The sequence below is a fragment of the Halomonas sp. BMC6 genome (assembly GCF_964204995.1).
GTDB lineage: Bacteria > Pseudomonadota > Gammaproteobacteria > Pseudomonadales > Halomonadaceae > Vreelandella.
In genome coordinates this window covers 1,372,317-1,398,360 of sequence record NZ_CAXNSH010000001.1, presented here as the reverse complement: position 1 = coordinate 1,398,360, position 26,044 = coordinate 1,372,317, and the positions used below count along the sequence as shown (strand labels likewise).

18 protein-coding genes and 1 tRNA gene are annotated in these 26,044 nt (G+C 57.6%); 5 read left to right on the top strand and 14 right to left on the bottom strand.

Translation table 11 applies throughout. The features are described from left to right. Window positions 1–7: 7 nt before the first annotated feature. Entirely contained in the window at window positions 8–637 is a 630-nt protein-coding gene (locus AB6K10_RS06660; protein ID WP_339118240.1) for a hypothetical protein, read from the bottom strand. Then, window positions 634–4,296 carry an ATP-binding protein gene (locus AB6K10_RS06655; RefSeq protein WP_339118239.1) on the bottom strand — a complete coding sequence of 1,221 codons (3,663 nt, stop codon included), beginning with the start codon at window positions 4,294–4,296 and terminating at the stop codon, window positions 634–636. Before AB6K10_RS06655 ends, AB6K10_RS06660 begins: the two co-directional genes overlap by 4 nt. An 89-nt stretch (window positions 4,297–4,385) precedes the next feature. On the opposite strand from AB6K10_RS06655, the gene AB6K10_RS06650 reads away from it, so the two are divergent. Further along, window positions 4,386–5,495, top strand: a complete 1,110-nt coding sequence (locus AB6K10_RS06650; protein ID WP_339118238.1) for an aminotransferase class I/II-fold pyridoxal phosphate-dependent enzyme — start codon at window positions 4,386–4,388, stop codon at window positions 5,493–5,495. Between the two features lie 51 nt (window positions 5,496–5,546). On the opposite strand, the gene AB6K10_RS06645 is transcribed toward AB6K10_RS06650, so the two are convergent. The 12 genes from AB6K10_RS06645 to AB6K10_RS06590 all read right to left on the bottom strand — a co-directional run bounded on the left by AB6K10_RS06645 (window position 5,547) and on the right by AB6K10_RS06590 (window position 21,307). Then, complete coding sequence (locus AB6K10_RS06645; protein WP_339118237.1) at window positions 5,547–6,503, bottom strand: branched-chain amino acid transaminase; 957 nt, start codon at window positions 6,501–6,503, stop codon at window positions 5,547–5,549. After that, window positions 6,500–7,606 carry a class II histone deacetylase gene (locus AB6K10_RS06640; protein WP_339118236.1) on the bottom strand — a complete coding sequence of 369 codons (1,107 nt, stop codon included), beginning with the start codon at window positions 7,604–7,606 and terminating at the stop codon, window positions 6,500–6,502. The genes AB6K10_RS06645 and AB6K10_RS06640 overlap by 4 nt, the downstream gene beginning before the upstream one ends. Beyond that, the gene (locus tag AB6K10_RS06635) at window positions 7,603–8,631 is read right to left on the bottom strand and encodes a histone deacetylase family protein (RefSeq protein ID WP_339118235.1); all 1,029 of its coding nucleotides are present in this window, start codon (window positions 8,629–8,631) and stop codon (window positions 7,603–7,605) included. Before AB6K10_RS06635 ends, AB6K10_RS06640 begins: the two co-directional genes overlap by 4 nt. A 20-nt stretch (window positions 8,632–8,651) precedes the next feature. Beyond that, window positions 8,652–9,926 carry a TRAP transporter large permease gene (locus AB6K10_RS06630; RefSeq protein WP_339118234.1) on the bottom strand — a complete coding sequence of 425 codons (1,275 nt, stop codon included), beginning with the start codon at window positions 9,924–9,926 and terminating at the stop codon, window positions 8,652–8,654. After that, entirely contained in the window at window positions 9,923–10,468 is a 546-nt protein-coding gene (locus AB6K10_RS06625; RefSeq protein ID WP_339118233.1) for a TRAP transporter small permease subunit, read from the bottom strand. Before AB6K10_RS06625 ends, AB6K10_RS06630 begins: the two co-directional genes overlap by 4 nt. 45 nt (window positions 10,469–10,513) lie before the next feature. Further along, a complete protein-coding gene (gene dctP / locus AB6K10_RS06620; RefSeq protein WP_339118232.1) occupies window positions 10,514–11,587 on the bottom strand; it encodes a TRAP transporter substrate-binding protein DctP in 1,074 nt (357 codons plus the stop codon). A 109-nt stretch (window positions 11,588–11,696) separates the two neighbouring features. Then, window positions 11,697–12,638, bottom strand: a complete 942-nt coding sequence (locus AB6K10_RS06615) for an ornithine cyclodeaminase family protein (protein WP_339118231.1) — start codon at window positions 12,636–12,638, stop codon at window positions 11,697–11,699. Window position 12,639: 1 nt separating this feature from the next. Beyond that, complete coding sequence (locus AB6K10_RS06610) at window positions 12,640–12,996, bottom strand: RidA family protein (RefSeq protein ID WP_188637672.1); 357 nt, start codon at window positions 12,994–12,996, stop codon at window positions 12,640–12,642. A 109-nt stretch (window positions 12,997–13,105) separates the two neighbouring features. Next, window positions 13,106–13,873: an AraC family transcriptional regulator gene (locus tag AB6K10_RS06605; protein ID WP_339118230.1), complete on the bottom strand. Its 768-nt coding sequence runs from the start codon at window positions 13,871–13,873 to the stop codon at window positions 13,106–13,108. A gap of 113 nt (window positions 13,874–13,986) precedes the next feature. Then, window positions 13,987–14,343 carry a RidA family protein gene (locus AB6K10_RS06600; RefSeq protein WP_339118229.1) on the bottom strand — a complete coding sequence of 119 codons (357 nt, stop codon included), beginning with the start codon at window positions 14,341–14,343 and terminating at the stop codon, window positions 13,987–13,989. Between the two features lie 191 nt (window positions 14,344–14,534). Next, window positions 14,535–20,939, bottom strand: coding sequence for a calcium-binding protein (locus AB6K10_RS06595; protein WP_339118228.1), 6,405 nt, complete (start codon window positions 20,937–20,939; stop codon window positions 14,535–14,537). A gap of 281 nt (window positions 20,940–21,220) precedes the next feature. Then, window positions 21,221–21,307, bottom strand: a tRNA-Leu gene (locus tag AB6K10_RS06590). Window positions 21,308–21,421: 114 nt separating this feature from the next. Between AB6K10_RS06590 and queA the strand changes: the two genes are divergently transcribed. From queA to secD, 4 genes are all read left to right on the top strand, one after another. After that, window positions 21,422–22,453: a tRNA preQ1(34) S-adenosylmethionine ribosyltransferase-isomerase QueA gene (gene queA, locus AB6K10_RS06585; protein ID WP_339118227.1), complete on the top strand. Its 1,032-nt coding sequence runs from the start codon at window positions 21,422–21,424 to the stop codon at window positions 22,451–22,453. A 36-nt stretch (window positions 22,454–22,489) separates the two neighbouring features. After that, window positions 22,490–23,635, top strand: coding sequence for a tRNA guanosine(34) transglycosylase Tgt (gene tgt / locus AB6K10_RS06580; protein ID WP_253019020.1), 1,146 nt, complete (start codon window positions 22,490–22,492; stop codon window positions 23,633–23,635). Between the two features lie 78 nt (window positions 23,636–23,713). Then, entirely contained in the window at window positions 23,714–24,040 is a 327-nt protein-coding gene (gene yajC, locus AB6K10_RS06575) for a preprotein translocase subunit YajC (RefSeq protein ID WP_159341199.1), read from the top strand. Between the two features lie 135 nt (window positions 24,041–24,175). Then, the gene (gene secD / locus AB6K10_RS06570) at window positions 24,176–26,029 is read left to right on the top strand and encodes a protein translocase subunit SecD (protein WP_159341198.1); all 1,854 of its coding nucleotides are present in this window, start codon (window positions 24,176–24,178) and stop codon (window positions 26,027–26,029) included. Window positions 26,030–26,044 lie beyond the last annotated feature (15 nt).

Here is a 26,044-nt window from a genome sequence, read left to right as displayed (position 1 = left end):
CGCTTACTCACAGCAACGCCTCCTGCGTGCCCTCGTCTCCGTCGGCATCGATCGGCAGGTTCTCTTCATCACGAATGAAGCGCACCACATCCACCAAGTAATCCATCTTGCCCGCTACCACGAACACCTGGCGTTCGCTGTGGGGCTGCATCAGGTAGCCGTGCTCCTTCAGCCGCTTGAAAATCTGCTTTACCTGGGCATCCAACTGGTCGCTCTGGGAGCCAAAGAAGCTATCCGTAGCTAGCCGCTCCAGGCGCTCGCGCAGGCTCTGGTTGTCTTCGCATTTGGCGCTGAATTCAGCGGGTTTGAGCACATCGCCGGGGGCCGCCAGGGTGTCGTGGCCTAGCGCTTCTTGCACCAATTGCAGCCACTCCAGCATGGGCAGCAGGCTGTTGAGCGTGTCAGCTAGCTGGCGGGAGAGTTGCTCCCGCGCCGCGTCGTTGAGCTGGCGCCAGGCCAGGAAGTAGACGCTGGCATCCTCGTTGCTGGCCAGCCGCCGGTTGAGCGGGCGCAGGTAGGCGTCGATCGCCTCGCGGGTCTCTTCGTTGGAGAGGTGGCGGTAGGCGTTGTCGTCGCTGACGGCGCAGATGAAGTCACCGGCCAGCAGGCGTTCCAGTAAAGGGCCGTGTTCGATCATGCGCTGACCTCCTGTTGGCGCTGCTTGATCTTCTGCGCCAGCGCGCTGAGGCGCGGCTCGATACGCTTGAGCCGGCGCTGCTGGTGAGTGGCATCCCGCTCGATGAGGTAGCGGTTGGCGAACAGCAGCAGCACGTCGGATTCCGGGTTGGGAAACGCACCGACGATATGAATGCGGTTGCTGTCGCAGGCATCGAACAGTTTTTCCACGTTGTGGTAGGCCAGCGTGCCGATCTCATCGATGGGCCAGTGAATGGCGATTTGCGCCTCGCCGCGCAGCAGGCGGGTAAAAGCAAGCAGGAACTTACATAGAATCAGATACGCCATGCCGTGGCTGGAGGACTCCAGCAGTTGGCGGTCATTTTTGATCACCAGATCCGTGCCACCTTCGTTCAGGTGCAGCTCCAGGCGCAGCAGGCTTTCGAAGCTGTACTGCTGGTCGCTACGCAGCAGGTCGACCACGTCCGCTAGGGCGTTGAGGTAGTCGTCGCTGGGTAGCGTCTGGCCAGACTCCCGCCACGCCTTGTAGCGCTGGGCAAACAGTTTGAGCGGCTCCCAGAAGCCCAGCTCGTCGATGGTGGATTGAATGCGCACTTCCGCCTTGGTGATGCCTTCCAAGCGCAGGTCGTCGGCGACCTCTTCCGAAAGCCGGCGGCTTTGAGCGCTGATGCGCCGGTTCAGGTCACGGAAAACGATAAAGAACTTGTCCAGATCGTCGCTGAGGTTACGCCCTTCCTGAATCAGCTGCTGCTGTTGATCCTCCAGCAGTTTGAGCATACCGCGCAGCAGCGGCAGCAGTAGCCGGGGGCTGTCGCTGGGCAGCTTGTCGCGCTCGCTTTGCAGGGCATCGGCAAAGCCGCTGCTGGCGTCTTTGATCAGTTGGCTTTCGACCTCCAGACAGCCTCGGCGTAACTGTTCTAGCTGCTGGTGGCGGCTGGTCAGCGCTTGGCGGGTTCGCTCGATACGCTCGTCCACATCCCCGACGCTGGCTTCCGCTGGCGCGCCTTCGGCCACCAGCTCCAGGCTGTCCAGCTGGTTGAGCAGCGGCGTGAGAGTGTCCAGGGCGCCTCGGGCGCTGTCGCGCTGGGCTTTGAGGTCGTTCACCGCTTGCTGGTGGGCGTCGCGGGCGGCATGGAAGGCGTTCTTCAAATGCGCTTTATCGCGCTTGAGCTGCTGGTCGCGCTGGGCCAGTTCGGCCTCTTCCGCCACTAGCTGCGGTTTGTGCTGGCCCCATTCGATGCGCATGAAGCGCTGGTACTCGGCCAGCTCCTCCTGACGAGCGGTGGTGTGGCGAATGCGCTCGTTCTGCGCTTCCAGGCGGGTTTTGGTGGCCTTGAGCTGGGCGGGGTCGACGCCTTGGTCGGCCAGTTCCTGGCTGAAGGCGGCTTCCAGCTCTTCGCGCTGGCGCTGGTGTTCGGCGTTGGCATCGCTAAGCTGCTGTTTATAGGTGCGTAGCTGGGCCTCCAGGCTGTCGAGCTGGCTCTGGGCGTCGGCTTTGAGTTCCAGCAGTTGGCCTTGATGGGTCTCGGCCAGCTCGGCCAGGGCTTCGCGCTTCTCGTCGCGCAGCTCGGCTTGTGCCTGCTCCTGGCGGGCCAGTGCGCCTTCGATGTGGGCACGGCGGGCTTTCTGGCTCTCCGCGTGGCGGGCCTGCTGCTGGCGGCGCGCTTCCAGGGCGTACGCCACTTCTTGCTCGGCGCGCTGGTGGGCCAGCCGGGCGGTATCCTGGGCATCATCCGCCTGCTGCACCCGCTCGTTGTGCTGCTTGAGCGCTTTTTCAGCGGCGACGCAGGCGCTTTGGGCGCGGGCTTTGGCACCTTCTGCTTCTTCGATGGCGGCCAGCAGGCTGGCTTCGTCCTGGGCATACTCCGGCAGCGCAATAGCGGAAAGGTCCAGCGCCAGGCCGAACAGGTCGTCGCTGGCGTTTTCCGCTAGCTGCGGGGCGAGGTCGCGGCGCTCCAGCAGCTCGGGGGCAATCACCTTGCCGAGCTGCTGCTCCCAGCCGGGGCGGTGGTAGCGCAAGAAGTAGCGCAGGCTGCCCTGCTCGGGGGTTTGCTGCTGGTAGAGCGTGTAACAGTGCTGCTCGGCGCGCTCGCGCTGTTGGCGGCACTGCACGAGATGCTGTTCGGCGGTGTCGCGTTCGCGTTTGTGGGTATCCAGCTCGCGGCGCAGCGCTTCCAGAGTCGCCCCCGCCGCGCTGCGGGCTTGCTGGGCGTCGTCCAGCCGTGCCTGGGCCAGTTCGGCTTCCTGGGCTTCTTCGCGGGTTTGTGTGGGCATGGCGAGCTGGGCTTTTAGCTCGGCCAACTGCTCCACGCCTAGTTCTAGCTGGGCTTGGTACTCGCTCTCTAGCCGCTGGCGGGCCTGCTGATAGCGCTCGTTATGCTGCTGTTCGGTTTGCCACTGCTGCTCGCGGCGCCCGGCCTTCTCTTCGACCAGCGCGTCGATCAGCGCCTGACTCTCTTGGGTCTGGCGGGCGAGGGTGTCGGAGAGTTCGCGCAGTCGGCCATCTAGGCGCGCCTGGCTTTCCTTCACTGCGTCCTGCATCACTTGCAGGTGTTGCTGCAGCTGGTCGCGCTGTTCGCGCCACTGGGGCAGCGCGTTGATATCCCGCTCCAGGCCGGGCATATCGGCATCAGCATAGCGCTCGAACTGGGTTTGCAGGTCGTTGAGGCGGCGCTGGGTGTGCTGCAGTTGGCTTGCCACTTCGCTGTGCTGGTCGTTGAGTGCATCCCGCCGCTCGGTGTAGGCCTGCTCTTCGGCCTGGAATGCCTGCTGGTGGCGATTGAGTTCGCTGTCTACATCGGCCACCCGCCGCTGGGCCTGTTCGCGGTCGTCGGCCAATTGGGGTTTGAGTTGCCACAGGGTGGTGTCGAGTTCGGCCAGCTCGCGGTCGATGCCAGAGAGCTTGGCCAGCGAGGCTTGCAGCGGCTCCAGACGCATGGATTGGCGCATCTGAGCAATCCATTCGCGGGCTTTGGCGCTGCGGATGCGGGTGACGGGCAGCTCGACGCCGTCCTCTTCGAAAATCGCCGCCAGCATGGTCTTGAGGGTGTCCATCTTACCCTCTTTGGCATGCACCGCCGAGACCAGCTTTTCGATATGGCGAATGCGCCGCTCGGGGTTCACTAGGCTAAACTGAGCGGCGATCTGGCGCAGCCTCAGGCCGTCGCGGCTGTTGCCGTGGAGCTGGGTAAAGTCGTTCTGAATCACCGAGCGGAATTCAGAGGTCGCGCCCAGCTTGGGAGAAACCGGCGTGCCGCTACGGCGCAGCCCGCTGGCCCACTGGGTATAGTCCAGCGCCAGCGGGCCCTGCTCCGTCTCCACTAGGTAATCATCCGGTCGATAAGGTGCGCCCACGAAGCGGTACTCCACGCCACCTTCGGCCTTGCGGGTCAGCACCGCTTGGCAGATGTTGCCCGCTTCGCGGCGGTATTCGTACACCAGATAGCTGTTCCGGTGGGGCAAGTAGAACGCATCGAACTTCATACGCGTTTTGGGCACTACCTTATTGGGTAGCTCGCCGTAAAACACCGGCACCAGCCGCTGTAGCGTGGTTTTACCGGAGGCGTTGGTGCCGCAAATATTGGTGTGGCCGTCCACACTGAGTTCGACCACGCCATTTAAGTGACCGTGAATCATCACGATTCGCAATAAGTGAGCCATGCCGTATCCTTGGACGGGTATTGTCATTGCCGTTCATGCTTTCATTACTGTGCTAGGCGACAGTTTACGCTATCTGATTTGGAGACGTTATGCCCCGCTACCCCGAGCATCTCACTGGCGAAGGCCCGGCCAACCCGTTCCCCGGCATTAAAGTATTGGAGCGTCGGCTTGGCCGAGAGATCCCGCACCGGCTGGGCTCTAACGAGGGGCTAGACATGCCCCATCGCGCCTTGCGGGAGCACTTTGGCGATGCGGTGGTGCAGCACGTTTACTGTTATGGCGATGCCGAGGCGTTCGGAGTGCGCCAACGCTTGAGCGCACAGCAGAACATTCCCCTGGAGCACCTGCTGGTGGATGCCGGTGCCGATAGCTTGATCGCTCTGGCGCTGCGCACCACCTGCACGGCGGGCGATGCGGTCGTGAGTACGGCGGGCACCTACCCTACCTTCGCTTACTTCGCCAAAGGCCAGGGCTGCCGCTTGATCGAGCCAAGTTACCATGAAGCGCCCGGCGTACTTGCTCCGGATTTAGAAGCGCTGGCCGCCGCCGCCCATCAAGAAAATGCGCGGCTGGTGTATTTGGCGAACCCCGATAACCCCAGCGGCCACCTGCACAGCGATAGCGCGATTCTCAAGCTACGCGAGGCGCTGCCGGAGGCGTGCTGGCTGCTGCTGGATGAGGCTTACGGCGATTTTCGTGACGACGCGGGCAGCGAGTTCCTCGGCCAGGCGCTGCCGCGGGTGATTCGCCTACGCACGCTCTCCAAGGCCCACGGCCTTGCCGGGATGCGGATTGGCTACGCGATTGCCGAGCCTGACGTGTTGGCGATGATGATGAAGGTGCGTATTCACTACGCGGTGTCCTCGTTCGCCCAGGCAGCGGCCGAAGTCGTGCTCGATCACCCCGAGGAAGTACAGCAGCACATTGAAGCGGTGAAAGCCCGCCGCGAACAGTTGGCGCTGCACTTTATCAGCCTGGGTGCCGACGTGCTGCCCAGCGCGACGAACTTCGTCGGCATTCGGCTCTCCAGCGCGGAATTGGCAGCGGCGGTTCACCAGGAACTGCTAGCCGAAGGTGTATTGGTGGCCCGCCTTGCGCACCCTGAACTGGCCAACGTGATCCGTATTACGGCGGTGGAAGGAGCGCTGGAACCCGGTAGGTTGGCCGCTCTGGAGAAGGCGATTCAGCAGCACGGCTAGCGCCGCTTGCCCCGGGTCTATTTCAAGGGCTATTTCAAGTCTATTACAAGGTTATGCCGGGGTTAGCCAGTGCTGGTAAGCCTCTAGCTCACCGCGCACCGCTTTGCGATAAAGGTGCTGCAGCTGAGCCGTCACGCTATTAGCCGCAATCGGCTCACTGGGCGGCGGTGCCCCGGCACGGCTGCCAACTCTGCGCCCATCCAGCTCCCTCAGCGGCAGAATTTCGGCGGCGGTGCCGGTTAAAAAGGCTTCATCAGCGGTGTAGAGCTCATCGCGGGTAATGCGCCGCTCTTTAACCTCAATGCCTAACACATCGCGAGCCAGATGAATGACGCTATCGCGGGTGATGCCCTGCAGGCAAGAGGTTACTTCCGGGGTGTGCAGCACGCCATCGCGCAGCAAAAAGACGTTCGCCGCCGAAGCCTCGGCCACATAGCCCTCTGGGTCGAGCATGATGGTTTCATCAAAGCCCGCTTTTACCGCCGTATTGAGCGCCAGCATCGAGTTCACGTAGTGGCCGCTGGTTTTAGCGCGGCATAGGCTGATATTGACGTGGTGGCGCGCCCAGGAAGAGGTTAAAGCGCGTAGGCCGTGGGACGCCGCATGGGGTGAGATATAAGGTCCTAAATCCCAGGCAGCAATCATTACATGGGTGGTCAGCCCTTGAGCGCGTAGCCCCAGGCCTTCCGCGCCTAAAAAAACGGTGGGCTTTAAATAGGCACTGCTTAAACCGTTTTTGGTCAGGCTTTCGCGCTGGGCATCAATTAGCTCGGCTTCGCTAAACGGCAGTGGAATATCCAGCGCATGGGCACTTTCCACTAGCCTGCGAGTATGCTCGGCCACTCGAAACAGTTGGGGGCCTTGCGCTCCTGCATAGGCGCGCACCCCCTCAAAGCAGCCCATGCCATAGTGCAGCGTATGGGTGAACACATGCACTTTGGCGTCCCGCCAGGCGAACCACTGGCCATCCTGCCAGATCCAACCGTCGCGATCATAGAGTGGTGTCATCGGGTTGTTTGCTCCCACTGTTGGTGCCAGCCATCAATTAACGCCTGCTGGTGTGGCTGCAGCGCTTGGTAGCCCCAGGCGGCAATTTCGTCGTTTTGTGGATCGAACACGGCGGTCTTACTGCCCGCAAGGGTTTGGATCACGGCATGACCGCAGAGCGGCACATAACCTTCGGAGTAGCCGCCTTCATGCACCACTACCAGCTTGCCGCTGCAGCAGCGCTCTGCCACGGCCTTGACTTGGGCGGTCATGGTGGCGAAGGCTTGGCTATTGAGCAGCATCTTGCCTAGCGGGTCTTTGGCGCAGGCGTCATAGCCACAGGCCACCACGATTAGGTCAGGCTTGAATGCCTCCAAAGCGGGCAGCACCAATGTTTCCATCGCATACGCGTAGGCTCCCAGGCCACAGCCTGGGGGTAGCGGCAAGTTAAGGTTAGCGCCTAACCCGTCCCCTTCGCCCTGCTCGTCGAAACCACCGGTTTCCAGCGGGTAGTTGGCCGCTTGGTGCATGGAAACGGTGAAGACATCGGGGTCGTGATAAAACGCCGCCTGCTGGCCGTTGCCGTGGTGAACGTCCCAATCGAGTATCGCCACGCGCTTGGCTTGGCCTAACGTGCGGGCACGCATTACCGCAACGGGGATATTGCCTAACAGGCAGAATCCTCGGCCCTGGTCGGCTTCGGCATGGTGGCCCGGCGGGCGGCATAGCGCATAGGCGTTATCCACGTCGCCCAGTGCCACGGCCTCAACGGCAGCAATGGCCAGCCCCGCTGAGTGGGTTGCCGCCGCCCAACTGCCCGGCATATAGGGCGCGCAGTCTCCGCCATTGCCACCCCGTGCTTCATCCCCTGCTTGCAGTTCATCCAAATAACGCGGGGTATGAAAACGCAGTAGGTCAGAGAGCGTTGCAGCAGGCGGTTTCACCACGTAAAGCTCGTCAATCAGCCCGCTGACTTCCAGAATATTCTTCAGCCGCCGCTTGCTCTCAGGGCTTTCGGAGGCGGCCTGGGGCTGCAAGAACTCCCCCGGCGCGGAGAAAACACCGATGGCCCCCTGGTCGTGCCAAAAGCAGCGTTCGTGCCAGTAAAATGCGGTTTTACTCATGCGGTAAACCCCTGCATAAAGGCCGCTAGGTTGGCGCTTAAATGCTCGGTGGGGTAGCCGCCTTCCTGCACAATCACCATGGGTAGCGAGAGCGCTTTTAAGCGTTTGCCCACCTCGATAAACGCCTCGGTTTCCACATTAAGGCCCGCTAGCGGGTCATCCTTATGGGCGTCTAACCCCAGCGCGACCACCACGGCATCCGGCTCATAGCGCTGCAGATGGTCGATCAGGATCGCCAGCGCATCTAAATAGACCTCGCCATCGCTGCCCACCGGCAGGGGGCGATTCACATTGGCCCCCACGCCTTCATCGCTACCCTCTTCATCGGCACCGCCCCAGAAAAACGGGTAAAAATCGCTGGGATCGGCGTGTAGCGAACCGGTCCATACATCGCCCCTGGCGTAGAAAATATCCTGGGTGCCGTTACCGTGGTGTAGGTCTACATCGATAATTGCCACCTTGGCAAAGCGTTCGCGCAGCACGGTGGCGGCCAGCGCCGAATTGTTCAGCAAGCAAAAGCCGCCGGCGCGTTCTGGCCCAGCGTGGTGGCCCGGCGGGCGGCACAGCGCATAGGTAACCGCTTCTCCGTCTAGCACCGCTTCTGCTGCCGCCTGAGCGGTGGCGGCCGAGGCCAGCGCGCCTTGAAAACTGGTCGCACTCAGTGGGCAGGCCATATCGTGCAGATGCCAGCCCGCCTGCCCAACCGGGTGACGGGGGTAGTGGTGGCCGCCGCAAGGGTGAATATTGGGTGCCACGAACTCAGCTGCATTGGGTAGCGTTTGCCAGCGGGCGTAGATCGTTTCCAGAAATTTCAAATAGCGCGGCGTATGAATCTGCTCCAGGCGCTTACGCAGTTTGGGGGAGTCTGACTCCACTGGCGCAGTGAGCACTAAGCCAGCCTGCGCTAACCCCTGCGTTAGCAGCTCGGCACGCACCGGGCCTTCTGGTGAGGGCGCGGGCTGGCCGCGTAGCAGAAACGTGGGCGGCGCATGTAACACTTGGTCAGGGTGGTAAAAACACTTCATGAGTCGCAGTCCTTAGCTGGTCACAGCAGTGACGGTATCCAGGTGGAAAGCGCCGGGAAGGCCGCCAGCAGCACAATCACCACCAAGAACGAGACGTAAAACGGCAGCGACGCCACAATGGCCCGTTCATAGGGCACCTCGGCTATTCGCGCGGCGGTCATTAGCGTCATCCCCACCGGCGGTGTGACGTTAGAGATATTGAGCACCACAATCATCAGAATAGCGAAGTGAAGCGGATCAAAGCCAAGCTGAATCATGGCGGGCACCAGCACCGGCGCGATAACCACCAGCGCGGGCAGTACGTCCATCACCGTTCCCACCACTAGCAGCAGCAGGCAGACCAGCATCAGCTGCACAAAAGCCGCGTCGCTAAAGGTGGTGATGATGCTGGCCGCATCCCGTGCAATGCCTGAACGGGTGACAAACCAGCCCAGCACCGCCGAGGTGGCTAGCAGGAAAAACACCACCCCAGAAAAGCGCACGGTAGTGACTAACGCCTCCCATATTTTTCGCCACGTCAGGTTCCGGTAGAACACTACGCCGATCACGATGGCGTATACCGCAGCAAACCCCGACGCTTCGGTGATGGTGGTTAAGCCTGAGAGAATACCGCCCAAAATAATCAGCGGCACCACCATGGCGGGCAGCGCCAGTACAAACGACATGATCGCCATCTTAAACGGCGTGGGTGCCTGTTTTGGGTAGTTACGCTTCCAGGCTAAAAAGAAGCTAACGCCTAGCAGCGCCAAGGCCATCAGCAGGCCAGGGATAATGCCACCGGCGAACAGGTCGATGACCGAAATATCCCGCAGTAAGGTGGCGTAGACCACCATCACCACGCTGGGGGGAATAATCGGCCCAATGATCGAAGAGCACGCGGTCACTGCCGCTGCATATTCGGCATCGTAGCCCTGCTTTTTCATCTCGGGGATCATGATTTTGCCGATGGCCACCGTATCGGTCACCGCTGCCCCGGTCAGACCCGCAAAAAACACCGAGACCGAAATATTCACATGGGAGAGCGAGCCCCGCACCCGGCCAAACAGCGCATTGTTGAACGCGATCAGCTTGTGGGTCAGCCCGCCCTGGTTCATTAGCTCTGCGGTAAAAATAAAGTAGGGTACGGCGATCAGCAGAAAGCCGGAGACGCCAGAAAACATACGGTCGGCGATGATACCGAGCATGCGCTCGCCGCCAATCGCAAACCCGCCCGCCAACCCAGACATCGCCATCACAACGGCTACCGGCGCGCCAATAAACAGCAGTACAACAAACGCAATAATCGCAGGCGTCATGAGCGGTGCTCCCCATCAACGGTATCGATAAGTTCGCCAATCACGTCCTGCTCATCCATAAAGTGTTCGAGCAGTGCAAACCCGTGCACCAAGTGCAGCAGCATAATGACCCCACTCATCGGCACGACAACGGCGGTGACCTTGCTGGGAATACGGATTTGGTCGGAGACCATGTACACTTGAGTGGCGCTGCTAAAGTAGTCCCAGCCATACCAGGTGAGCATGAGCGCAAATAGGCCAATCACCCCTAGGCAAAGCCCGGCGGCCACCTGCACCATCACTTTCGGCAAGCTGCGTACCAGCAGCGTCATGGCGACGTGCTCACCGTAGCGCAGCGAAATCGTCATCGAGAGAAAACCAATCCAAGGCAAAAACAGCCGCGCCAACGAGTAGGTCCAGCTCAGCGTGCTGCCCGTGATCAATTTGTATAAAAATGCGGTAAAGGAGATGCCCAGCATCGCCAGAATACAGCCCACACACACCACGATAGCGACCTGATTGACCAGGTCGCTTAAGCGGCGCAAAGGAGTTAAAACGCCCATGGCTATTCCTCACGCTGGGGCGCATGGCCCCAGCGTTGATCACCGTTATTGTCCGTAAATCCGCAGATCGTCTTCCGCTAGCTGCTGGCCCACGCGCTCCACTTCATCTAGCAGGCCCTGCACGCGCGCCTCGTCCATCCCGAAGTCGTTCACGATCCACTCCTGCCAAGCGGGGCGGGCCACTTCGGCCATGCGCTCACGTTCGGCATCGGGCATCAGGTAGCAGGCTTCAAAGCGCTCGCAGGACTCGACCCAACTGGCGGTGGCGAGTGCGCCCGACATGCCATGGCTGAGCTGAATGGCCTCCCGCGCCGAGCTAATCACCGCCTGCTGGTGCGTTTCCGGCAGCGATTGGTACCAGGACTCGCTCACCACCCAAGGCGCGCTGTTATACACATGCCCGGTGAGGGTGGTGTAGTCGGTCACCGCATCGAAGTTGAAGGTGGTGTTGAGCACCGGCGCGTTGAACTGGCCATCGGCTAAGCCGGTTTCCAGCGCGGTGATCAGCTCGCCCCAGGGCAGCGGCGTCGCGGAGGCCCCTAACGAGCGCATAATGGCGACGTGGGCCGGGTTCTCTTCGGTGCGAATATTGAGCCCTTCCAGGTCTTCCAGGGTTTCGATCAAACGGACGTTATTGGTGAAGGCTACAAAGCCGCCGCCGTCATCGAAGGTACCTAGATAGCGCATGCTCGCGGCATCCACGGTGCCCGACATAAAGTCGGCAAACCACTCGCTATCGAAGAACGTCCAGGCCTGCCGCCAGCTGGTAAAGAGGAACGGCGCGGTCACCGCTTGGTAGTCACCATAGAACGACGACATGGCCCCGGCGGACATAATGGTGGACTGCAGCGTACGACCGCCCTGCACTTCTGAGCCATTTTCTACTTCAGAGCCGAGCTGGCCGCCGCCGAAGATAGTGACTTCCAGATCCCCGTCGGTACGGGCTTCGACGAGATTTTTAAAATGCACCAGCGCCGGATAGATTTCGTTATTGTTCATATCCTCCGGGAGCTGGGTGGCGATCACCATTTCATAGGATTGGGCCTGAGCCGTGGCACTGGCCATTGCCAGCGGAAGTGCCGCAAGGGCAGTGAAGAGCAAAGAGCGATTAGCGTTCATAACACACCTCGTTTTGGTTATTGATGGTCTTCGTTATGACTGGCGTTGCAGTGCTGCGGGCGTGGTGGCCTTTATTGTTGTTATACGGCCAGGCCTGCAGCGGAGTTTATTAGTGATGCTTGGGCAGTGACTCCCATAGTTCAATCGCGGCAGCGAGATCCTCCAGTGAGGCCCCTACCGATTTAAACAGCGTGATGGCGTCTTTATCCGAGCGCCCTGGTTTGGCCCCTGTGAGCACCTCAGCAAGCTCCGCACGGATATCGTCAAACTGAAAAGCGCCCTCCTCAATGGCCTGCAGAATGTCCCCCGCCTCGCCTTTTGCGCCCGCGTAGGTATCCACAAACACCTGTGCTCGGTGTAAACACGCCGCGTCGGTTTCCCGCATCTGCGGCCGAAACGCGCCAATTAGGTCAACGTGAGTACCGGGCGTTAGCCACTCTCCTTTGATAATGGGCTGGGTGGAGAGTGTCACGCAGCTGACGATATCGGCTTCTACTACGGCGGTGGGTAAGTTATCCGCCACCTGAGTATCAAAGCGGTCTGCGTACTCCTCGGCAATCGCGGCGGCCTTGCTGGGGTGTCGCCCCCAGATAAGCACGCGTTTGATGGGGCGCACGCTGGCGTGGGCTTCGATCACCATAGGAGCCAGCTTGCCTGTGCCCACGACCAACAGCGTTTCGGCGTCTTTATTGGCTAGCGCCTGGGCGGCCAGAGCGGAGGCGGCGGCGGTGCGGCGGCGGGTTAATTCGCTGCCATCGATACAGGCCAACGGCTGACCGTGCTTGCCTTCGCTGAGCAGGTAAAGCCCGGAAATCGCGGGAATTCCGTGCTCTGCGTTTTGCGGAAACACGTTGACCATTTTCACACCGATATAGCCAGCGGCTTCCCAGGCAGGCATCAGCAGCATGGTGGCTTCGCCGTCGGGCCGGTGCATGGCGTGATGGTGGCGCGGTGGCGACTCCACCCCGTTCACAAAGGTGTGCCGCAAGCGGTCGATGACGCCCTGCCAAGTAAGGTACTGCGCGACTTCCGCTGCCGAGACAACCTGCATATCAAGCCTCCGGCAGCGCAGCGATGACCATGATTTCCACCTTCCATTCAGGCTTGGCCAGCTTGGCTTCCACGGCGGCACGTACCGGCGGGCGGCCAGGCACCACCCAGGCATCCCAGGCTTGGTTCATTTGGTCGAACTCCGCCATGCTGGTGACCCAAATTTGCGCCGACACCAAATGCTCTTTAGAGGTCCCCGCCTGGGCCAGCAATTGATCGATTCGGGCCAACACCTGCTCCGTTTGCCCACGCATATCGGCGGTAGAATCTGTGGGCACCTGGCCTGCGAGATACACCGTGCCGTTATGAATGGCCACTTGGCTCATGCGGATGTTGCTGTCTTGATAGGTCACGCCCATGGGGTCTCTCCAAGGAAAATGGGGTTCCTCTTGAGACTACGACGATGCAACAGCGTGTGCTTGCCCGAAACTCTGGCAAATTTGCCCGTAAGTCAGGCAGACAAGGCGTTCAGCGGTCAGATGAGGGGGAAATCTCGAAGTAGCGCCGATAGGCGCGTGAGAAGCTGCCCTGGTCACGAAAGCCGACCAGCATGGCAATATGTCCAAGGCTCAGCGCGCTATGGCGCACCAGCGTGCGCGCATGCTCTAGCCTCCTGCTCTGTACATAGGCCAGCGGCGTCACCCCGGTTAATTCACGAAAGCAGCTATGAAAGTGCCCAGGGCTTAATGCACACAGGGCCGCTAGCTGCTCAACGCGCACTTCATCCGCCAAATGTTGGTCTAGCCAGGCATCCAACCGCTCTAGATCAAGCCGCTCACTGATACAGCGCACCCCGAGCTGGTCGGCCGTCTGTTTTGGCGCGTCTTGCAGGTACATATAGAGCGCTCGCAGTAGCAACACGGCGATCTCATTTTGCAGTGCTGGGCATTGGTCAAGCTGATGCGCAAGCGCATGGGTGAGCTGATTTAAAGCAGGCGGAACGGTAAAGAAACGTGGCTTATCGAATAAGCGCTCAATCTCACTGCCCTTTTCCAGGGAGGCTAAGTGCTGCACAGGGATATCCAGCACCAGCGTTCGATTGCTGCCATCACCTTGATACTCGTGATGGCGCGATGAGGGAATCAAACAGCCTCGGCGAGCGGTCACCCGCTCCCCTTGGCCTTCCATGGCAAGCTCGGTAACGCCACACGTCGCCAGGATTAGCTGGTGAAAATCGTGGGAGTGCGCTACCTGCTCTGGGGCCAAATTGCGGCTATGCAGCTCAAACTGGGCCATGAACTTACCACTGGGTTGGTTCTCAATAAGAGCCTTTACTATACGGCGATGCCCTGCTGAAAAGCGAGGGTGCGTTAACGTTGTATTAACGCACCTACAGCAGGCTGCTGTCTTTATGCGTCAGGCAGTGCGGCGACTACCATAATCTCCACTTTCCACTCGGGCTTGGCTAGCTTGGCTTCCAGCGCCGCGCGTACCGGCGGACGCCCCGGCACCACCCAGGCTTCCCACACTTCGTTCATTTCTGCGAATTCGGCCATATCGGTCACCCATACCTGAGCAGAGATCAGGTGCTTTTTAGAGGTGCCCGCCTGCGCCAGCAGCTCATCAATACGCGCCAACACCTGCTCGGTTTGACCACGCATGCCCACCGTGGCATCGGCTGGCACTTGACCCGCGAGGTAAACCGTTCCGTTATGAACAGTCACTTGGCTCATACGCGCATTGCTTTCGTGATAGGTCACGCCCATGGGGGTATCTCCAGCGAAGATGTGTATGTTATTAAGTTGATGTGCACTTAAGCACCGCATTTATACGATGCTTGGCGGGATTCAACAATAGATACACGCGACTGAGCGTTGCTAGACAGGGAGTGATGACGAGGAGAACAGCAAAAAGCCCAGGCAGCCGGAAGGCTGCCTGGGCTTTGCCTAGTCATGCATTAGGAAATGGAGTAGTTGGTGTTCCAGTTATCGTCGAGGAAGTTATTGATATCTAGGTTTTCGAAGTTGGCTAGCGCCTGCGTATCGAACTCAGTGCCTATGTCCTCAACGCGGAATAACTGGGCATTTTCTCCGCTCGCGTCTTCATTAGCCAAGAGATAAACAACCTCTTCATCCTCTAAGCCAAGTTGATCAAGCCACGTAAGATCCGCAAAGCTCTCGGTTGTGAAGACAGCGAAGGCGTCCTCCGCGCCAAGCGCTCCGTTTATGGGATCTTTCACAAACCCTGGCGTGGTTCCACGAAGTGATGCGAATTCGTCTGCTGTCAGGTCAATAAATACCTGATCAAAGCCAGGAGCATCCCCCACCCGGAAATCAGTAATGAGATCAACCTCACCGTCCGGCTGTCCATTAATGGCAAACGTTTTGGAGAGTTGGGGGATGCTGCCGCCGGGAAGTGCACCAGGCTGATGAGTGTAGCCACTCACAGTAAACGTAATATTGAGATCCTGCTCATCATCACTTTCTAGCGGGTCATCTATAATAACGATACTAGCAGCATCATTAACTAGAAAATCTGCCGGCGTCCCTCCATTATCGGCCACATTGAGAGTATAGATGTTCTCGTAAGTATCCTGCACCACCCAAGACGTCAATGATGAAAGAGGCACATCGCTATTTACAGCACCATCTAATAGCGCACTTGCGGTGTCAAATAGCTCTTTGGCTGCGCGAACATCCAACAACCCTGCATCGAGAAAAGATGCTTGCTCTGTCACCAGCGAGTAATTTTCCGGAGCATCCGCCCCACTGATAACACGCTGGACAAGAGCTCCAAGCGGATAAGTAACAACCAGCTCTGACTGCTCAAAGTTACTTAACTCATTCAGCACTTCATAATCTTGGTAACCTATTTCATTAGCATTAACGCGTACACTACTCGCTGCTGACAACGCGCTGCTATCGATAGCGTCTATCAGCTGCTGTGCATCATCTTCTACAATCCAGCTCAGCAAATTATCGCGCTCTAAGTCAACCTCATTACTTGCATTAATTATAACAGAAGTCACTGTTGTTAAAAGCTGCTCAACTTCAGCCACCGTTAACGGGGAGGTATTAAAAGGCTGGTCAGTTAAAAGCTGATAGCCTCCTGGGCGCTCATCTGAGCTAGAAGGCAACACTCCTCCAGCGTTTACAAAAACAACAGCATCTTGCAAGGAATAACCCACCTCCACGCCATCGAGCATCACGTTATCTAGCGCAACAAACGCCTCATACTGATCAGCGTTTAGCAGTTCACCAGACGCCAAGTCTAAGCTAATCGCATCTGCGCCCGTTACCCATGCTTCGCCGCTCGCCGCCAATAAACTAGTCGCCTCAGCACCAGTAATACTCCATGTTTGAAGCGCTTCCACACTAACATTGCGGCTATTTAGCGCACCATCAACAATCGCTTGAACCGACTGGTATCGAGCTTGTGCATCGGCAACCGTGGTTAATGAAAAATTTGGTAACTCACCACTATTGGGGGTAATTTCATAGCTATTAGAAATACTTTCAATCTGACTCAAAGTTAAGTTGCTCGTTAAGATAAACCGAACTGGCGTATCACCAAGCTCGAAGTTATCTAACCGTTGCAATCGCTGCAAGTCAGCAATTGCCAAGATATTATCATTCACCGAAACCTGCTGCGCGTCGGTAATATGCTGCGGAAACTCGGTGCCAACCTGTGTTTCTAACAGGGCAGCTACCGCATCTACAATCGTCCACTTCAGAAGTGAGTTTACTGCGGGCGTAGGTGTATTAGCATTAGCTAAGGCAGACTCCGCTTTATCAACCAAAGGTTTAACGTCGGCAGCAGTAAAAATGCCGATAGGCAGTTCTTCATCAGCAATGCGATAACCTACACTATCATCACCAGGGTCTTTATTGAGACTCTCGACACCCTCTTTGTCAATGACATCTAATGCCTCTTCTAAAGTATACAGCACTTCAATAGGATCATCGGCATATTGATAATTGCCTAGGGTCATCAACGCTTGATACTGCGAGTAAGTAACTTGATTATCTGTAAGCACCACATTATCAGCTAGAGTGACATGCTCCTGATTGAGCGCTTGTATAACGTTGTCCGCTGTATCGCTTACCGTCCAGTTAAACAGAGTTTGAACAGTTTCATTGTTATTTTCGAGACCATCAGCTGCTTCTAATACTGTACGGATACTTGCTAATGTATCGGCAGAGTCGGAAACGGTTAAGGTCGTTACCAGAGCAGCTGCATCATCCAACAGGCTAAAACGCCCCACTGGGGCGAGTAAATCCGCTTGTTCGGCGCGTAATGCATCGCTAATATCAGCATAGGTTACTGCGGTAGTATCACCTAAACTAAAGTTTTCCAGTGCCGCATCCAACCGTTCATATTGCACAGCTGTTAATGCGGGATTAGTAACTTGAATCGTATCCGCAAGCTGCAAACCGTCTGGCAGATTAACGCTTAACTGCGCATCGATATTGGCGTAACTGTCGAGCACGCTCCACATGTAAACACTGCTGAGATCAAGCTCGTTTTCAGCATTCTCCAGCAATTGGCGTACAACTGTCAGGTCATTAATAGCAGACTGCACGGTCAGTGGCTGCGGGGTAAACAGCTCGCTAGCACTAATGATGTAATTCTCTACCACATCCCCAGAAAACGCTTGCACTAGCGTATATTCCACCTGCTCACCGCCACGCTGATAGCCGTCGTTATTGCTTTCAATCGCTAGCAGTGCAGCATACTCTCCAATCGTAACCACTTGATCAGTAACACGAATCTCATCAGCGCGCGCAATATATGACGCGCCTTGTTCAACGGCTAAAATCGCCTCAACAGTATCGTTAATGACCCAATCAAACAGGGCGTCAGCATCTAACTGGTCGACGTTGCTAGCCCCGCTTATAATGTCTTCAACACGAGCAAGTTCTACGCTGGCATCAGCAACGCTACGCGCTCCAGGATTATACACGTCAGGCGTAAGTTGATAGTTACCTGCTAGCTCAAACTCTGTACTAACAGCCCCCTCTAAGGTGTAACGAACCACGGTTGCAGCCAGCTCAAAATTCTCAAGCATCACCAAGCGTTCGTACTGAGCTTGATTAATCCCTGTATTGGTGACACGCACTTGATCTGCCAGAGTCACATGAACGCCAGCAATATCGCTAATAATGGCATTAGCGTTATCCTGCACTATCCAGCTAAACGGCAAGTTTTCGCGCAGCTCTTCACTGTTTTCAGCATTTTCCACTAACGTATCAATCTGAGCATACTGATCACGTGCGTCTGTTACTGATAGTTCGCCACCTTGGCGAATTTCTTCTGAGTTGATCGCGTAATTATTGAGCAACGAACCATTATTATCAGCGGTAATGGCGCTTGAAAGCGTGTACTCGATAGTTTCGCCAGTGCGCACGTAGTTACTCTGAAGTTCTGATAGGGCTTCAAACTGCTCCAAAGTAATCATGCTATCGCTAACGTTGACAGCATTGGCACGTAGTACGTGATCAACGTCACCCACACCCAAAATAGCGTCAACTGTATCAAGCACTGTCCAATTGAAGAGTTGATCAACATTAGACGTTTGTGGATTTACCGCATTTGACAGGATGTTCTCTACTTTTGCGAGCGTTTCTTCTGCTTCTAACACGCTAACACTGCCGGCATTGAAAGGCGGTTGTTCGGCGATTTCATAGTTATCAGCAAGCGTGTCGGCAGAAATTGCTTGCGATAAGGTATAGCCTACAACGGTATCGCCAAGCTGGAAGTTTTCCAGCGTATTGAGCTGGTTAAATTCATCAAAGGTGAGAGAACGATCACTAATTGTGATGAGGTCAGCACCAGTCACATGATTATCATTGAGCTCCGCTATAATAGCATCGGCGCTATCACTAACGGACCACTGGAATAGCATAAGAGGAGGTTGATTGTTAGCACCTTCTAAAACACGCGATACATTCAAAAAAGACGAAGCTGCTTGTGCGACGGTTACAGTACCTGTATTAAAGGGAGCATCGAGTTCAATAATGTAGTTGCTAGCTAGCGGAGCTGCTTCAAGGGCTTGTGCAAGCGTATAGTTTACTTCTGTGGCACCTAGCTCGAAATTATCTAATGCATCAAGCTGCTTAAACTGTGCTGGGGTAATGACGGCTTCAGTAACGCTAACACGGCGAGCTTCATTAAGCTGCGGATCTGCACTGGAAGCGCCAATCACGTTGTCAAAGCTGTCGAGGATGGTCCAATCCAACAATATCTCACGTGTTAAACCATCATCTCCGGCATTCAGGGCGCGATCCGTTAATAACCTTGCTTCGTCAATAAGCTCTGCCGCTTCTTGCAGGCTTAATTCACTGCTAACAAATGGTGTTTCTGGATCTAGTGTGTAATTTTCAGGCATTTCTGCCGTTTGCAACGCCTCTTCAAGTGTGTAAGGCACCACGGTACTGCCAAGTATAAAGTTATCCAGCGTATTCAGATCTGCGAATTGATCCGGTCGGATCGTGTCATCCGTTAGCGTAACACGTTCAGCACCTAAAACGGCGGGGCGTTCCAAACCGCCGGTCACCAGCACATCTTCGACGCTGGCGCGAATTGACCAGTTATAGATCTCAGACAGCTCGATAGGCGCAGTACTAATATCGTAATCACCTGAGAGGATATTCTCTACAAGCGCTAGGCGGTCAGCAGCAACCGTCAACCCTAATGTGCCCGCAGAAAACACTTGGCCTGGGTTGATCAAATATTGATTGGGGAGATCTCCGTTCTGCGCAAGATTAACCGCAGTTTGCATCGTGAGATATGGCAGATCTGCGCGAGTGTCAATCGTTTTAGAGAGATCGCTGTTAGGGTTTTGAACCTCTTGCTGGGCATTGCGAAGAGGGTTGCTATCGCCGTCTCGATAAGCATCAAAGTTGACGTCTGCACCCGCTTTATCAATAGCATCAAGTGCCTGCTTCACTTGGCCTGCAATAGAGGGCAGCCCTAACGCATCAGCCATTTGCTGATTAGTTAGCTCACGATTCGCCTCGTTAGCTTGGTTGAGTGCGTTGGCAAGAAGTGACAGCGCGTCGCTATTGCTAATGCCTGCACTGTCGGCCATCGCCATCAAGCCAGCAACCTTAACACTCGAGACAAGCAACTCAACGCTAGCAGCGTCCTCGCCCAATGGATCAGTAATCAGCAGATTAAAACGTTCATCTAATCCCAACGCAGTTTTAATTATGGTTTGCGATGCAGCATCGTTGACATCAAACTGAGCCGATAGCTGCACCATCAGCGTGGTCAGCGGTGTGATGACCGTCGCGTCTTCAGGGGCCCGTAGTACGCCGGTAAATGGTAGACCCGTAGCAATATCGACGCCGCCAGTCGCGGTCAAGATACCGCTGCCCTGCAGACCGCTAAAGAAGCCATCGTCATTGGTGGTGACTTGGTTCGAATTTACGGCCCGGGTGACGGTCGCGCCAGAGATATAGCCATCGACCACATAGCCGCTAATAGTGGCCGGGCCAGCATCACCACCGCCACCGCCGCCTCCACCGCCTGCAGCGGCAGCCCCCACGGCAATGGCACCACCCCCTATATAGAGCCAAGGCGGAATGTCACCAAACGAGCTGACCGGCTCGCTGCTACTACTGCTTGCGGTGCTAGGGAAGCTGCTGGTGCTTGAGGTATCGGTGGCGAAAGAGGCGCTGGGCACAAACAACAAACTGCCGAAATCCTCGCCACTGGCGATGCCTTGCTGCAGAGCATTGCTAGGGCTGATCAGGAATAAATCGCCTTGCTGCACCAGCGCGCCGCGCTCAATGACCATTTGCGTGCCGTCGGCACGGGTGACCATCACGTTGCCGTCGGGCAGTCGCTCCCAGGTTTGCACGTCGGGAAGTTGGCTCAGCGGTACCAATAGGCCACTGTCGTTGCCCAATAGCTCCATGAGGGAGTCGACATCGACCACCACTCGCCCGTTTTCCAAGGCCACATCGGCGGCTGCAATATCAATGCGCTGGCCGCTGTTCATGATGAGGGTCAGGCTGCCGTTGGGCTGGCGAATCACTTCTGCCACGCCTTGCAGATCATTGACGGCGACCATTTGATCCGCCAGGGCCTGTTGCGCCATCAGTGGCAGCACGAGGGTGGCGGCCATACCGCCCTGTTTCAGGGCTTTTTGATGTTTCGCCATCCAGCGGCGGACGAACGCCATGCGCTCTTGGGGATCAGCCGGTACGTCGATACGCACTACGTCGTCGCGCGTGTTGGCCAAGAAGTCCCAATCACGGTGAGACTCTTGGGCGCTGACCCTGACACCGTTGAGCAGGTGGCCACTCATAACGCCGGGTTGCGTTGACTTAAGCATATCGGCTGATGACTTCGCCATTGAGCACATCTCCACTGAAGGTTCGCAAGCGCGTTGCGCCAAACGTTTTTATGAAAGACAGGCGTTGGCCGCCTTAGCGCCCTCATCAATCGTGGATGACAAGAGGCGATTAGATAAATAGGCTCAAGTATTTCACAAAGAGGCAGGAAATAAACCCGTAAAAAGGCGGGGTAATGCAAGGCTTCACAGGATTAAAAGCATCATCACGGACAAAAACGTCCACCGACGTCAATGTTAGGCACAAAAAAAGGGCCTAGCGATAAACGCTAGGCCCTTGAATTTGGTGCCGGTGGCCAGACTCGAACTGGCACACCCGTAAAGGCGGCGGATTTTGAATCCGCTGCGTCTACCAATTCCGCCACACCGGCAATGGATGCGCATTATACGTAGATAACCCACTAGGTCAATCACATCGACTGACTTTATCCACCTAAAGCGCTATCCTAGGCGGCTTGTTTGACCACTGAAAAGAGCTTCTTCACATGCAGCGTGCGGATTTCCATTTCGAGCTACCCGATGAGCTAATTGCCCGCTATCCGTCCGAACAGCGCAGCGATTGCCGTTTACTGTGTGTGGATGGGCAAAGCGGTGCGCTGGCCCATCGCCGCTTTCCCGACCTGTTAGACCTGTTAGAACCGGGCGACCTGTTGGTGTTCAACGACACGCGAGTGATTCCCGCTCGCCTGCACGGCCACAAGGCCAGCGGCGGCAAGGTGGAAATGCTGCTGGAGCGTCCGCTGGATAGCCACCGAGGGCTGGCGCATATTCGTTCTAGCAAGTCGCCCAAGCCGGGCACCGAGCTGATTTTCGAAGGCGACATTCATGCCGTGGTGGAAGGCCGCCGCGATGCGCTGTTCGAACTGCGCTTTTTAGGCGAGACGCCGATGATCGCGCTGCTGGAAAAGCACGGCCATATGCCGCTGCCGCCCTATATCACCCGGGAAGACGAGTTGAGCGACCGCGAGCGCTACCAAACCGTCTACGCTCGCCGTGACGGGGCCGTCGCAGCACCGACCGCGGGGCTGCACTTCGATCAGCCGCTGCTGGATGCTTTGGCCAAGAAAGGCATCAACAGTGCTTTCGTGACACTGCACGTCGGCGCAGGCACCTTCCAGCCGGTGCGGGTGGATAACATCCTCGAACACCACATGCACAGCGAGTGGATCGAGGTAACAGAGACCACCTGCCAGCAGATTCGCGAGACGCAAGCCGCTGGCAAGCGCGTGATTGCCGTGGGGACGACGAGCGTTCGCTGCCTGGAGAGCGCCTGTATGAAGAGCAGCGATGGCCAGATTGCGCCGTTCAGCGGCGACACCGATATCTTCATTTATCCCGGTTATGAGTGGCGCTGCGTGGATGCTCTCATCACCAACTTCCACTTGCCCGAATCCACCCTATTGATGCTGGTGTCGGCGTTCGCGGGCTATGAGCACATCATGCAGGCTTACCGTACGGCGGTCGAAGAGCGTTACGCCTTCTTTAGCTATGGCGACGCCATGCTGCTGACCCGCTAACCGCCGCGCCTACCGATCGATCAACGAGTGACTGTCATGCGAAACGAATGTTTTATGCGCTTCGAGCGCCTCGCCGAAGATGGCCGCGCGCGCCGTGGCCGCCTGCACTTCCCACGCGGCACGGTGGAAACCCCCGCGTTCATGCCGGTCGGCACCTACGGTACGGTCAAGGGCATGACGCCCGAGTCGGTCAAAGAGATCGGCGCAGAGATCATTCTGGGCAATACCTTCCACCTGTGGCTGCGCCCCGGCACCGATGTGATCGAAGCCCACGGCGACCTGCACGACTTTGCCCAGTGGGATAAGCCAATCCTCACCGACTCCGGCGGCTTCCAGGTGTTCTCGCTGGGTGAAATGCGCAAGATCACCGAGCAGGGCGTGCATTTCCGCTCGCCGGTGGATGGCAGCAAAGTGTTCATGGGGCCAGAAGAGTCCATGGCGGTGCAGCGCTCGCTGGGCTCTGACGTGGTGATGATCTTTGACGAATGCACGCCCTACCCGGCCACGTTCGAAGAGGCCGAAAAATCCATGGAGCTGTCGCTGCGCTGGGCCAAGCGCTCCCGCGACGCCCATGGCGATTCGCCCTCGGCGCTGTTCGGCATTATTCAGGGTGGCATGCACCCTGAGCTGCGTGAGCGCTCGCTCAAGGGGCTTTTGGAGATCGGCTTCGACGGTCTCGCCATCGGCGGCCTCTCCGTGGGCGAACCCAAAGAAGAGATGATCAAGGTACTCGATTACCTGCCCACCTGGATGCCGGACGACACCCCGCGCTATCTCATGGGCGTGGGCAAGCCGGAAGATCTCGTCGAAGGCGTGCGTCGCGGTGTGGATATGTTCGACTGCGTGATGCCCACGCGCAACGCGCGTAACGGCCACCTGTTCACCTCCGAAGGCACCGTCAAGATTCGCAACGCCAAGCACCGCTTCGACACCCGCCCGCTGGATGAAGAGTGCGATTGCCATACCTGCCAGAACTTCTCCCGTGGCTACTTGCACCACTTGGATCGTTGCAACGAAATGCTGGGCTCCATGCTCAATACGATCCATAACTTACGCTACTACCAGCGGGTGATGGCTGATTTGCGCGCGGCAATCGAAGCGGGTACATTGACGACCTTTGTGGAAAGCTTCTATGCAAGGCGCGGCCTCCCTGTGCCCCCCCTTGCGGGCGCTACTACCTAATCCCTTTATGGCCGCCCGTCGCTGCGGGTGGCGTAACTCACTCACCCATTGAGTGTTCTAACCCAGGAGTTCCCTGCAATGCTGGATTTCTTCATCTCACCAGCCCATGCCCAAGAAGCCGCTGCTGGCGGTGGCATCGCGCAAATCGTCATGCTGGTCGGCTTCGTGCTGATCTTCTACTTCCTGCTGTGGCGTCCGCAAGCCAAACGCGCCAAGCAGCACAAGCAGCTGGTCTCTAGCCTTGCCAAGGGCGATGAAGTCGTCATCGGCGGCGGTCTGGTTGGCCGCGTGACCAAAGTCAGCGACGAGTTCCTGACCCTGGAAGTCTCTGAAGGTACCGAAGTCAACGTGCAGAAAAACGCCGTTGCCGCCGTACTGCCTAAAGGCACCATTAAGTCCATCTAACGCTTGCACTCTCCCCCTGCCGACCCAGTGCCAGCCACCCCGGCAGGGGTGACATGGTAGCGTCGATGGTGAACGTTGCTGTGCGCAGCCTGTCTGTGCACAGCGATTCCGTTTGTAATTGAAGGCAGGGCTTGCATGCTCAACCGTTACCCCCTGTGGAAGTATCTGCTGATACTGGTCGTCCTGGTGGTTGGCCTTATCTACTCGCTTCCCAATCTATTCCCCGCAGATCCCGCCATTCAGGTGAGCGATGCCCAAGGCGACGCGCTGGATGAACGGCAAATCACCCGCGTTGAAGAAGCGCTCAGCGAGCGCGACATCGCCGTCAAGGCCGTTGAAGAGACCAACGGCCAGTGGCTGATTCGCTTGCAAAGCGACGATGACCAGCTCGACGCGCGGGATATCGCCGCAGACGTGCTGGGTCCCAACGCGACCGTTGCACTCAACCTTGCCGATGCCACCCCAGGCTGGCTGCAAGCCTTTTCGGCCTCTCCGATGACGCTGGGCCTCGATTTACGCGGCGGCGTTCACTTCCTGCTGGAAGTGGATATGGACGCCGCGCTGACCCAGCGCCTCGAAGTGAACGCCAGCGCCATGCGCGAACTGCTGCGTAGTGAGCGTATTCGCTACCGCAACACCACCATCGACGAACGCTCGCTATCGATCGACTTCGCCAGCGCCGAAGACCGCGACGACGCCCGTCGTTTGATCAGCCGCGACTTCCCCAACTTCGAGTACACCAACGAAGGGGATGGCCGCGCTTCGAGCTTGGTCATGACGCTGAGCGATGTCACGGTCAACGAAATCCAGGACTACGCGATCAACCAGAACTTGACCACGCTGCGCAACCGCGTGAACGAGCTGGGCGTGGCCGAGCCCATGGTACAGCGCCAAGGGCCGAGCCAAATCGTGGTCGAGCTACCCGGCGTACAGGACACCGTGGCCGCCAAGCGGATCGTGGGCGCGACGGCCAACCTCGAGTTTCGTCTAGAAGCGCGCAACGATACACCGGATGCCGAAACCGAACGCTTCGAGTTTCGTAACGACCCGGCCCGCTCAGCGGAGCTGATGCGGGATGTGATCATTACTGGTGACAGCGTCTCCAGCGCCAGCAACAGCTTCGACGAGAACGGTCGCCCCCAGGTCAACATCAACCTGGATGGCACCGGTGGCACGCTGATGAACCGCGCTACGCGCACCAACATTGGCCGCAACATGGCGGTGCTGTTCATCGAGCACAAGAGCGAAGATCGCATCGAGGTCGACCCGGAAACCGGCGAAGAGACCATCGTTCGGGATCCCTACACCGAACGCGGCTTGATTAGCCTAGCGACCATTCAGAGCGCACTGGGTAACAGCTTCCGGATTACTGGCCTCGACTCCCCTACCGAAGCCGCCGAGCTAGCGCTGCTGCTGCGTTCAGGCTCGCTCGCTGCGCCGATCTACTTCGTTCAGGAGCGTACCATCGGGCCCAGCCTGGGCGCTGAAAACATCGAACGCGGCCTGCTATCGGTTCAGATCGGCTTGCTGCTGGTCGTGCTGTTCATGCTGGTGCGTTACAAGGTGTTCGGCGTGTTTGCCAACATCGCGCTGGCGCTCAACTTGACACTGCTGGTGGCCGTGATGTCGATGCTGGGGGCGACGCTCACCCTGCCCGGCATTGCCGGTATCGTCCTGACGCTAGGCATGGCGGTGGACGCCAACGTGCTGATCTTCGAGCGGATACGTGAAGAGCTGCGCAACGGCATGTCGATTCAGCAGGCCATTTACGCGGGCTACGAGCGGGCGTTCACATCGATCGTGGATGCCAACATCACCACCCTGCTGGTGGCGGTGATTCTATTCTCGATTGGCACCGGGCCCGTGAAAGGCTTTGCCGTCACGCTATCGATCGGCATCCTGACGTCGATGTTCACTGCGCTGATGGTGACGCGTGCCATGGTCAATTTGGCCTATGGTGGCAAGCCCGTCAAAAAGCTGTGGATCTGATATCGATGAGATCAC